Source organism: Candidatus Fukatsuia endosymbiont of Tuberolachnus salignus (genome assembly GCF_964030845.1).
Lineage (GTDB): Bacteria > Pseudomonadota > Gammaproteobacteria > Enterobacterales > Enterobacteriaceae > Fukatsuia > Fukatsuia symbiotica.
Genome location: NZ_OZ034983.1, coordinates 2,528,099 through 2,540,059 on the forward strand (window position 1 = coordinate 2,528,099; position 11,961 = coordinate 2,540,059).

6 protein-coding genes are annotated in these 11,961 nt (G+C 42.0%); 3 read left to right on the forward strand and 3 right to left on the reverse strand.

Features of this window, described 5'->3' with window-relative positions; all coding sequences use genetic code 11:
* Positions 1-12: 12 nt before the first annotated feature.
* Entirely contained in the window at positions 13-474 is a 462-nt protein-coding gene (locus AAHH42_RS12095) for a hypothetical protein (RefSeq protein WP_342221240.1), read from the forward strand.
* Between the two features lie 23 nt (positions 475-497).
* Entirely contained in the window at positions 498-1,328 is an 831-nt protein-coding gene (locus AAHH42_RS12100; protein ID WP_342221241.1) for a hypothetical protein, read from the forward strand.
* Position 1,329: 1 nt separating this feature from the next.
* Here the strand turns inward: AAHH42_RS12100 and AAHH42_RS12105 are convergent.
* The 3 genes from AAHH42_RS12105 to AAHH42_RS12115 all read right to left on the reverse strand — a co-directional run bounded on the left by AAHH42_RS12105 (position 1,330) and on the right by AAHH42_RS12115 (position 3,664).
* Positions 1,330-2,152, reverse strand: a protein-coding gene (locus AAHH42_RS12105) for an IS5 family transposase (protein WP_342221242.1) whose coding sequence is annotated in 2 segments (ribosomal slippage) — positions 1,330-1,765 and positions 1,764-2,152 — 825 coding nt in all. Because the reading frame shifts where the segments join, the coding sequence is not laid out codon by codon here.
* A 606-nt stretch (positions 2,153-2,758) separates the two neighbouring features.
* Positions 2,759-2,941 (reverse strand): helix-turn-helix transcriptional regulator, encoded by a 183-nt coding sequence (locus tag AAHH42_RS12110; protein ID WP_119797068.1) that lies wholly within the window; start codon positions 2,939-2,941, stop codon positions 2,759-2,761.
* Between the two features lie 357 nt (positions 2,942-3,298).
* Positions 3,299-3,664, reverse strand: coding sequence for a helix-turn-helix domain-containing protein (locus AAHH42_RS12115; RefSeq protein ID WP_342221243.1), 366 nt, complete (start codon positions 3,662-3,664; stop codon positions 3,299-3,301).
* A 199-nt stretch (positions 3,665-3,863) separates the two neighbouring features.
* Here AAHH42_RS12115 and AAHH42_RS12120 point away from each other — a divergent pair, with 199 nt between their 5' ends.
* A complete protein-coding gene (locus AAHH42_RS12120; RefSeq protein WP_342221244.1) occupies positions 3,864-11,867 on the forward strand; it encodes a TcdA/TcdB catalytic glycosyltransferase domain-containing protein in 8,004 nt (2,667 codons plus the stop codon).
* Positions 11,868-11,961 lie beyond the last annotated feature (94 nt).

The window sequence follows — 11,961 nt, forward strand, 5'->3', positions numbered from 1 at the left end:
CGATTAAATTTTATGGAGAATACACTAACCTTTCAGGGCACTTATTATCAAAGATCTATCAGGACAGGTGATTTGGAAACCGGATCAACCGGATCAGAATGGGATGTACATAAAATATGGGAGAAAATTAAGGACTTTTTCTCTGGAACTGACAGCAAGAAAATTTGTGTTGCTTTCTATAATCTATTCAAAAATGAAACAGTAGATAAAACAGAACAAGCAAAGGCATTGTGGGAGTTAATGCTTTCTCTTACAGACGACAGCAAAGATAAACTCAGTTTGGAACCTGATCTTAAGAATGTAGACAAGGTTTTAGTAACTCTGGCTTTGCCCGGAGAAAGTACAGCTTTTTCAGCATCAATTGAAATATCCGAGCTGGCGGAGACTTATAGCACATTCTTCATGAAGAAAAGGTCTTCACATGATGGTCTCTGGTGCGTAGATAAATTGCGATATGCAGGGGAAACAAAGTAGGTAAAGAGTTATGTAAAACCGAGATGTCAGCTACGTTCAAAAAATTTTCAACCAATTTATCCACAAAAATATCCAATCCAACCGGTAATGTAGATACAGAAATTCACGTCCCTTTTTCATATATTATGGGGCACGCATGTATAAAGGGTAATGCAAAATCATTCAACGAAATTATGCAGACACATTTAGAAGGCTATACTCCGAAAGATGCTAACAGTACTTTAGTAAAAGTTTTATCAGAAATACTATATATTGTAGACGGCAGCCCTGTAGCCATGGATTTCATGAAAAAGCTTCTCGATGAAGGACATGAGAAACAATACTTCTTTATTGCAAAAAATTTCTTTAGAAACCCCCCCGGGAACTACCATCTCAATCTCTCACAGCTTAACCCTATACAAGAAGGAATAATATCTCATTTAGTGGGCAGAGGAGAGCTTGACCGGTTGAAGGAAATAGATGTCAAGTATCATGACTGTTCTCAGATAGTCGAGCTAGTAAACAAGGGTTTATCAGAAGAAAAAGACACTACAAGAGATGAGGCATTCATTGCTAATGCAATAGGTTCTATCACTACCAGTATGGGAATTGTCTCCCATGAATGGTCACGTTGGATGAACAAACACATAGAACACGCTATGAATATAGGCCGTTACGATATAGTTAAAAGCTTGGGGGAACGTTTTTGGAATGAAGAATACAAGTATTACTCTCATTTCTTTATTAAGTCTGTTTTAGCAATCAGTACAAATGCAAATAAAAGTGATTGCGATGAAGAAAGAACTGGAATCGTATCGCATTTTTTAGAGAAGGTTGCCGACAAAAAAGATAATAGACCTCTTCGGAAACTCTGATTTATCTAATTTCCATGTTATAAATTGCTGCAATCAGATTAAATCGTAATCCAAAACGTTTTCGCCTGTTTCGATAACGATCTGATACGATTTTAAATCGTTTAATCATACCAATGACATTTTCGTTTAATACACGCTGGCTTGATAACTCACGATTGTTGCGTTTATCTTCTTTTGTTAAGGGATTTTTCTTTGTCTTTTTCTTAGGCAACGCCGAGTTTGAATGGATCTTGCCAAGCCCTTGGTAACCTGTATCTGTCACTGTTTTGATTTCAGGATGTATTCGCACGCCAGACTCTTTGAACAACCTAAAATCATGACGCCTCCCATGAGTAAAGCTTGTACAGATGACTGCTTTGCTTTTTTTATCGACGATCACTTGGGTTTTTAAGGTGGGTCGTTTCTTTTTTCCTGAGTAAAACTGCTTTTGTTTTTTTTGGACGTTCAATCGGCGTTTCTGTGGCATCAATAAGAACGAGCTCATACTCCCTATCACTTTTTAATAAAGCTTTGCGTCCAGAGAGTGCAAAATCAGGATGCTTTATTAGCGTATTTTCTATCCATTTAATCGTTTCATAGCAGGTGCTCTCACTCACCCCATCGCTTCGGCTAACATGAAAATAAGTGCGATATTCCCGTAGATACTCAAGGGCCATTAATAAGCGATCTTCTAAACCCAGCTTGGGTTTCCGACCTCCTTTCCCTTGCTTACATTTATCTGCTTCATTCAATATCTTTATCATCTTTTCAAATGTACTGCGTTTAACTCCGGTTAAGCGCCGAAATTTTTCCTCTTCCAATACCTTTATTTGTTCATATTTCATGGGGGCTCCTTGTTCAGGAGATTTTTAACAACATTCTTACATGAATGCTATAGCAGGCGCCGTATCAGTTGATTATGAAAATCAGAAATAACATATTGATATTAATTAATATTTATTAACAAAAGTGATCACGTTACATGGCGCCTGCTATAGTTTCCGAAGAGGTCTAATGAACGTTATAAATATTTATTAGGTATCGCGCGTCAATGTGTTCCTCGCGATAAGGCCGAAGATATTTTCCCTGATCTTAAGCCTGATTCTGTGACATATGTCCGTTGATGGAATTGTTTTATCATGTTGTGGTTCTTTCTTCTTAGCATGCTTATTTCCTTCTTGGTTTGGTTACCTTATAAGGAACCTGTGAAAAATCTTTTGTGCTCGCTGATACTGCGTCAAAAACGGGCTCAAAATGCGCATTGACTCCCTTTTTGTATACAAAGAATAAACTGCGCTTTTTCGCCCATTTTTTCCTCGTCTAAGCGTCGCTCAAAAAGATTTGGAACAGGTTCTAAGAAACTACATGCTAGTGGAAGTGGACAATGTAAATTAGCAATTTACGGGCTTTTAGCATTAGTGCTGACAGACAAGAATAGCTAAATACAATTTTTAGGGTTTTTGATCTTTCACCCATTCTTCATAAATGTTATCTGCCCAGCCAAGAAAACAGCCGCTTTTACTGCGGCTTGGCTTGGGAAACTCTCCTTTTTTCGCGTACATCCGCCATAACGTTGGATGACTTTTCCCCATGAGTTTACACATTTCTTTTAGTCCGATATATCTGGTAGTCATAATTATCCCAGGTTGTTCATTCCCATGTCCGTCATGATGCTTGATATTTGACAGCTTGATAGTCTTGTTATCCGCCGACAGTCAATGTTTGCCTTAATGGGCATAAATTTAGGATAAACTAAAAATAAAGTCAACTCAGAATTTAGCTAAAACTAAATTTAATATAAAAAACACGCTGAATATAATAAGAACACCTCGATTTCATATAATAAATGACAGTTCTACAACAATTTTTTTCGATTCTATACCTTTTCTTATCCCTAGCGTCTAGAACCTGTTCCACATCTTTTTCGCTGTGCTCATCAGAAGAGGAAAAAGGGGTAAATGAGCATGTTGAGCGCATTTTTGACGAATTACTTAGCCAAAACACGGCGAGCACAAGAGATTTCGAATAGGTTCTAACAACTCTGTCAAAAATCGAGCATAATGTTGTTCTTTCTCTTTAAGAGTTTTAATTAATTGCTCTTGTTCACTTGTCGGAAGTTCAGAAAACAAATCAAGTAATACATTTTCTTTTGGTGTTAGCGCATTTTTTGCTGAAGGTGTTTTGCTTAACGGTATACTAGGCACCACATCCCCACGTAATACCCATGAAGCTTCACAATTGAGAACTTCTACGAGAGAAAATAGGCGGTCACCGCGCGGTGACCTGTTATTACGCTCCCATTGCGAGACAGTAACCTGTGCTACGCCTACCTTCTTGGCTAACTCCTTTTGTGTCATTTGTAGTTTCAGGCGCCTATTTTTAATTCTTTGACCAGGATTTTGCATAATTAGGTTATCTTAAACCGCCTTGACTTAAGTTTCTCTAATTTTAATTATTTAGTTAAAGCTAAATTTAAGAAAGGTAGCCTTCAGGGAGCATTATCGAATATTTTTTAACATTAGACTTTTTGCAAAACAACTAAATGGATTATTAACGATGAGCAAAGAAACATTAATACACGAAATACAGAACGTACTCAGTACTGACAAAGCGGTTTTTTATCGAATCGATCAGTTGCTAAAAGAATACCAAGGATCGGGTACTGTCGGCAGAGACCAAGAACTCAGTGTGTTAGCACGTATACAAACTGAGCTGGAAAAACTGTTAATTTATGATTACCACCTGGTTAATCTACAACTGATGTCTAAAATCCGAACCATTTTAGACAAAGTTTTACAAGAAAAACACAGCCGATTAACGCCGGTAGAGAAAAACATCCATTTCGTCTGGATTGGCACGATAGGCTCTGTACAAATCACTTACATGAAAGCCTGGACTTATTACAACCCGGATTATGCCATCAATTTATGGCACGATCCTGACGCATTGCTTGCCGGTGTCCTGCGCAAAAAAATTAAGCTCTACGCAGGCACGCTACTCGGTATTGGTATTGGTAATTTGGGGCCAGACAGCACCGCCTCAACGAGTATTCGAGCGGTCATAGATTTACAAAACGAATTTTACAAAGGTTACCTCCTCGCAAAAAACAGTCCGAATGAAACGTTTGATGACTGTGTTACCCGATTCCTGTGGGACAAAGGGTGGAGTACCCTAGATGAACTAGAGCAAATAAAATCGGAGAATAAGCGTGCTTTCAATCGGGCCGTTGCTGAGCTTAACGCTGCTCAGAGTGTTAGAACGCCCACTCAGCCAAACAAGCCGATTCGTTTACGTGAAATCAACACGGCCCTGTTTCAAAATACAGCAGGAAAAGACTATTACAAATATTACCTTAAAGAGCTGGGTTTAAGGCAAAATCTCGCTTCGGCTTCTGATAAGGCCCGTTACATGATCCTCTATAAAGAGGGCGGTGTTTATCTGGATGCTGACCTATTGCCACATCCTCATGGAGAGGTTTGGCAGAAGATAAAAACAGAACTTCTGGACAATATCAACAAGAAAAAAGCCATCAATGATACTTATCCACAAGATGATCCCATTTATGTGAAAGGGGTATCTTTGCTAGAGTTAGTGGATGTATTCCGATCCCTCTTCTCGAATAAGCCAACCATGTTTGAAACAAACATCTATCGCCGACGTGCTTATGTCGAAATAGTTTTGATGAACAGTCTGTTACGCGCCTGTCATGGTGACGGTCAGCCACCGAAACCAGATTACCAACAGCTGGCCCTGGATATCAATCGAGGAAACTCGGATCCCTTTTTCAACGCTATCCAACCCCTGTTTCCAGAGATCGACCGCATCATCGAGACCCTACCCAAAAAAATGTTGATGGATCCCCTGGGTGAGCTGCGAATACTACGGGATGGCATAGGCTATATGGAGCACCCTTATGTAGAAGGACGGATCACCAACTCTTATCTTCTTGCCCCTAAAAACAGCGCTGCGCTATTGAAAATACTGGATCTGGTTTTTCAAAAAGATACAAAAATAGAAGAGGATCAGATAGATAGGGTCAATGTTTCCAATCCACCCAGCCCACCGCGCCGCTCTTCTAACGAGTACTCCACACTAGATATAAACTTAATGATGTACCGCTATGATGGCTGGATAGATGGCTCAGTAGCCACCGTCTACAGTTCGGGGCCAAAGATCATCACCGCCTGGTTAACCGATTATGTCACCCAGCATCCCGAATTGGCCGCGTATTTTGAGGTGTTTAAACAGCAATTTTTTGTTTTTTCAAACATCAGTAGAAATACCGAAGAGGATATGAAGTCTACTTGGATTGGATCGGCAATGATAAGTCGGAATAACTACTACGAAAAGCCTTCCATCTATAAAAGTCAGCTGATTATACAATTTGATAGTGACCCCTCAACTGAAGCTGCAGCACGTTGGCTGTATAACAAGCGCAGAGAGAACAGTCTATGGGTGAAAATAATTCGTAATGGTGGGCGTATCGCTCTTCATTGCCACATCCCAACGAATTTTAAATTTTACGATAACGGTGCTGAGGAAAAAGCCCGTATCCTGCTGATTGGGCGTGGTGAAAACGGGCAATTGAATGGTCTTAACGGCGATAAAATAGCGGAAGGAATCGTAAAGGTACTCGCCAGCCCGGAAGTCAAGCCCTATATCGATGCACGCATTTCGTTTACGGACCAATCCACAAATGTGATCTCACGGATTAGTGTCGTCGCCAGTGGCATCGAATCCTTTGACACAGAGGCATCAGACATCCGCTCTGGCACCTCTGTCTCCCTCAATCATGGATTTACTTATCAGCTACTGACACAGCTGCGGCAAGCCGGCCTGGTGATCCAGGGAGGAATTTCTATACGTGATGCTATGATCGGTGTTGATACGGTGGGACGAAAATGGACGGGGAATTGGGATACATTGAGCAAAAAAATTCTTTGGCACTCTGCTCAATCCGCTTATAAATGGATCGGTGTGTTAGACCCTGCGGATAAAACCGTCAAGTTTACTAAAGTCGTATTGGGAAAAGACCTCCTAACACAAATACGTCCCTGGATAGACATCAATAAGCACGGCAGGTTTGGCCTTTTTAGCCGCTACGCATTTAGAGATGGACTCATTCCATCCAAAATGAGTGATACTTTTAATGAAGACGATTTTGCCCTGTTTACTGATAAATTCGATCATGCTGTTGGGCACCGCGTTCTTATGGCAGATGTCATGGCGTTGTTTTCTGGCATGAAAAAAAAAGAATTGCCCGGGGGGAAGAAAGTACGTTCAGCTATTGTCGACGAACGCGCTGATCAATTGCGTATACTGAGAGATGTTCTACAACAGGTGACGTTTAACGAGCGACAGGATCAATGGTTGACCTGGCTTGCCTCTTCTAGACTGGTAGAAGAAAAAACGCAACAAAAACTGCGACAATTGCTAACCGACAATCCACATTACTATGCTCAGCTAAGAGCATCGGCAGATGAAGAATTGTTTGATTTTTATTATGTTGATTTCGCCCAAAAAAATGCCTACTACCCGATCATCAATCACCTGGGGACTGAATCCCAGAATATTATATTGATTTATCTGGGTAATCTGGGAAAACGTCTGCAAGCCCTGATGAAAAAAATAGCGCAACCTGGATCACTCGTCTCAACCTCATCATTGGATTTTTTTCAAGAAAACATCTTAAAATTAAGCAGTGAGCAAACACACTTGGTTTATTCTGTTTGGAAAACCGGTCAAGGCACGGTTTCTACGGCCATTTTCCAAGCAAATGTAATCGAGATCGCCGCTGATTTACCGCCAATGATCCCGCGAGAAAAAACCTTGCTTCTTGCCGGATCATATCTTAACAGTGCCTTCCTTTTTGAAAATCTAACAGAAGAAATTGCCCTTCTAGGTCGCTCAGTTCCAGCAGATTCTCTGGCTTTATTGCAAAAAATCACGCCGGTGAATGGTCAAAATAAATCGAAAGTCCCCTTTTTGCATCCCAACACGGGCGTGATGACGGAGGTTGAAACCAACAAAAACGCCTTCAGACAAGCACGGGACAGCCTGGAAAAAAATTACCTCATCCCTTGGCCTGATAACAGTTTAATGATGTTTTCAGAAAAGGGGTATTCATATAAAAAGGCGGTCGATCTTTCAAGCTGGGTGTTTAATAAAATCTTTGTAGCACATTTTCTTATCGAGCAAATCAAAGCGGGTAAAGGTTTGTTCGCTCAGCCTGAGACACAAGGTCTCCCCGATGGATTAAGACAAACTCTGGTGCTACAACATTATGTCGGCATCATGGGGATGACCAATGATCTGGTCGATGACGCCGCCAGATTGTCTTATTTCACGGCGAGCAAGGTTTTGAACAGACAAACGGTGGTGTTTTCTTTACGTAAGATGGCCTATCTTTCTTCAGAGCTCCTCGCAAGCACGACGACCACCCATCGTTACGCGGTGTTAGCCAAAGGGATCCTGGAAAAAAACCAGATCCAGTACGCACTGAAAAAATTCACTACCAATATCAGCAAAACCGCTATGGGCTTAGGGCTGGCGTTCAGTGCCATCGATGTGGCATTGACGACCGAGGCTTTTTTAAATGCCCCGGATAACGATTCACAAATGATCCTCGGTACACAATTGGGTTTTAGTGTGCTAGGTTTCGGCATACAGCTGGGTGCTATCGGGCTGGCATTAACCGGTGCGACAAGCATGGCGCTGGCGCTTGGCGTACTGGCTTTGGTTGTTGCCGTGACCGGTGTATTGGTCGTCTTGCTGTTGGAATCTTTTCAGAAAGAAGCCAATGAAGTTAAGACTTGCGCTTTATTTCTCAAAACGCTGAAAGAGAGCCGTGAGACAGGCTACCTACTGAAGAATGGCTGCTTTGTTCATGAAGGTACCGCGTGTATCCGCGGGCTGGAATTAGGTACTGACTGCAAGATTATTTTTGGATCACAACGATACCAGGCGTATCGGAGCACTTCATCAGGCAGTTCTCATGCTAAATTTGAGAGATTAAATGTATTAAAGGAATTTAAGAGTTCTGGTGTCGCTCTCACCGCACTGCCATCCGGCAATGATACCGGTGAAGTGTTAAATCATAACCTCGTTTTGCCTTGTATTGCGCGGACTGACTACGATTTTTCTTATACAATGAGTGGATCTAGAACCATAGACGATGAATCCGATGCAACCTTTGCTAGCCTCAGGGCGCTGGCCAGGAATCACGAAGATTTTGTCTTTTCTCATAGCAAAATCGTCACCGGCCTTGCACAGGTGACCTATCTTCATCGTGAAATAAAAGCGATCACAGCCAGCAGAAGGCCCACCAACATCAGGGTGAGGATTAACCCACTGTTTCAACAGCAATGGGCACTGCATTTCCCCTGGATAGAAAATAAAGAGGACTACAACGAAGAACACGCGATTTTTAAAACAGAAAACCCCGATTGGCAGACAATGGAATATGAAGAGTTCAAGGAAAAAGTCAAAGTACAGGAGCAGCTATTTCGAGAGGAAATTATCAATAATGCCCGTAAGATCACTTACCATATTGACAACGCTGCAAACACTCAACAAATCCTGGTTTTGCCGCCCCCTGACTTTCCGCTAACATTGTGGCTACGAGGAAGTAACTGGTTGATTAGTGCCCTTAACTTGGGAACAATAGCACCACTCAGAAGGGAAAGCGATCAATTACAGATTGGTAGACACAAAATCTACGTAGCGCTTGTCGCCGATCAAAACATTCGGATCCAGTATTTGATCCATCGAAAAGCAACCCTGATCCAGCGTATTACCGTTAGCGAAATGAATATTGTTTCGCTAGTCTTTGATGCCGCCGACTGCCCCGAAAACAGCATAAAAAGAGAGATTGAGCTTTTATATCAGAGTCAAAAAAACGCCTACAACGACTTTTCTGGGCTACAACATCTGTTGATCAAAAATTACCACGAAGGTGATTACCATGGGAATGCGCATTATCTGATTAAAAATAAAAAACTGGTCTTCGCTCCGGTACTGGCTCCCTTTAAATTTGCCACTGAATATGCTCAATTCCTCGTCGAGGAAGCCAATCAGGCTTTTTTCTATGCCAACCTTGATCTACATGCTGAATCTATTGCAATGGCAACTTCAGGCAGGATCAATCATCCTTTTCAGCCAACTTTCTGGATCACACATTGCGGACTGTCTCGATTGGAGTTCATCAATTATTCTTTTCTTCCCTTCTTTTCTTCATCGACAAGGTTACAGATCAAGACAGAGATAGTAGAAGAGCAAGGGCAATTGATGCTGATAGAACGCTACAAAAAAAGCAACTCATCGGTAGAGATACAGTACGCGATTAATATCAATTTTGCTGCCAATCAGCCTTTATTGTTGAGAAAAATCCAGTTTAGCCAAGATATCTTCAGCATTTCCCGTGTCGGTGAATGGTTCTCAGGATCCTCACAGACTACTCTGGAACAACTGCAAGCTCTCCTTTGTACCACACTACTGGGCAACCATACGTCGATATCTGCAGGCAAGATCTATGCTGATGAAATGGTTTATATCACCAACACCGAGAACACAAAAGAGTATTGGTGGAGCCGATCATGCGGGATACTCACCTCGATCACTCTGCCGACAGGGAAACAGGAAAAGATCAAACCAATATGGAGCGGAAGAACCGATTATCAACGGGCCAGCTTTTGGACGCCCGTGGGCGATGAAAATGCACAGGGGCTGAAAAAACTTTATGTAAAACGTAACACTGAACCTCATATCGATTATACCATCGATTATACCAAACTGGGTCTCCTTAAACACAGCGGACACACGCTGGAACGGCTCTATGTTGAAGATGCGCAAGGGAATACTTACGCTCTCGATGTTTCTGGGCGAGCATATTTATCACGTATAGGCAGCGCCTGGTTGAACACGCATAGAAACGATCTCCCTGCCGCTTTTGAGCCGTTATTTGCCAGCAACAGTGATGAAGTAGAAGAACGTTTTCATCTTCCCGTGCTCAGCGTAGAAGGATTTCTATGTACCGAAAGAGGGGACGCTGCTGCATACGATACGCATCCATTAAAAACCTGGTATGACAAGCGCTTAAAAAGATTTTATTTCTACCAACCGGTTGATGGACAAAAGCCGGATTACCTCAGTGACGATGCTCAGCGTAAAGCTGCACTGTGGGATACACGTGACAAAGCTCTGCTTCAGGTAGGCAGTATGAGCATTGGTAGGGCACAAACCTTCAACCTCGTGATCCCGATAAACAGGCTGCCACCTGCAAAACGGATGATGAGTCATGTACAGAAAGCCTGGAAAAATGAAGGGTTACTCTATCTGCAAAACGGCAAGTTGCTCTTTACTTCTGATTTTACACAATCTCCCCATGATTTTTCTTTGCACGGTATTACCGAAGAATACCTTGCGCCCTATTTACTGTCTTACCAATTAACACAGGCCTTAAAAGAAGAATTTTTCACCCTTTTCAATAGTCGCACCTACAGCTACCATCACTACAGCAGTTGGCAAACCCGCCTTGCCGATACGTCTTCTGGTGTGCCAGACCTGTCTGCGATTAATTTCGCCAAACGAAAAGCACAACTACGGAAAATTTTGATAGATAAAATAGTCACAAAAACACCTCAAGAGGAATCTATTGCGCCTAGACATATGTGGGCTTTTTTAGCGGCATATCTTGTCAATTTCCTGCCACAAGAACAGCTCCGTACTCGCGACTTGCAAAAAATGATTGGAGAAGCCTTCACGACCATTCAAAGTCGTGTTGTACGTATTTCACTGCATCAAAAAAAATGCCTACAATTTGGACAATATGGATGGTATGACAGCCAGGCGGCGGTGTTATTTATCATGCCGAGAGAAAAAAACGAGCGGGTCAACTGTCAATATTTGTCGATGAGCCGAGATGGAAACAGCCTCTATGTCAGTGCCGAAGAACAAAAGGTGTATAAACTGGCAGCATTACAAGAGTGGACCACAACGCACGATTGGCCTGCCGCATCGCAACCCGTGGTCACACCTCTGTTTATCAAACGTCTCGGCGATGAGCTGATCTTTATTGAAAAAGTTTCCCCTTCATCTGAACGCCAGGAAATAATACCTTTTTCTGCTGATTTTCTCTCAGACATGCCGGAGATAAAAACCCTGTATCCGGGGCGAAAATCTGCAACCCTGCCTATCAAGATGCAGGATTGGTCAGAGATCCATGTTGTCATTCGGGCTAAGGGCAGAGGGCGGGGAGAAAGTGTGAATTTGCTTATCAACAAAAATCAATTAGCTGAATACAAGGTGCAACGAGAGGGGAGCGATCTATGGATTTTTCGCGGTAGAAGAAAATTCGCACTCTGTGTTACTGACGTATTGGATTCAGATCCTATGCCTGAAGATATCACTCTGAAGGTAGCCACAAAGGTGAGCGAAGTGACAGTGACACTGGGTCAACTGGTCGAAAAATACAACAATAAACCCAATCAGCTGGAGACATTTTATGATGAAGTCATTCATCCCACCTATCTCCTGGATGATCTCTTAACTGATTTTATCTAGGTATCCTAAAAACCTAAAAAATAGCTTGTCAATAAAAGAATTAACCGGCAAATTGGACGGAATGAATGGATACTCAATTAAAGGGATTAATTGA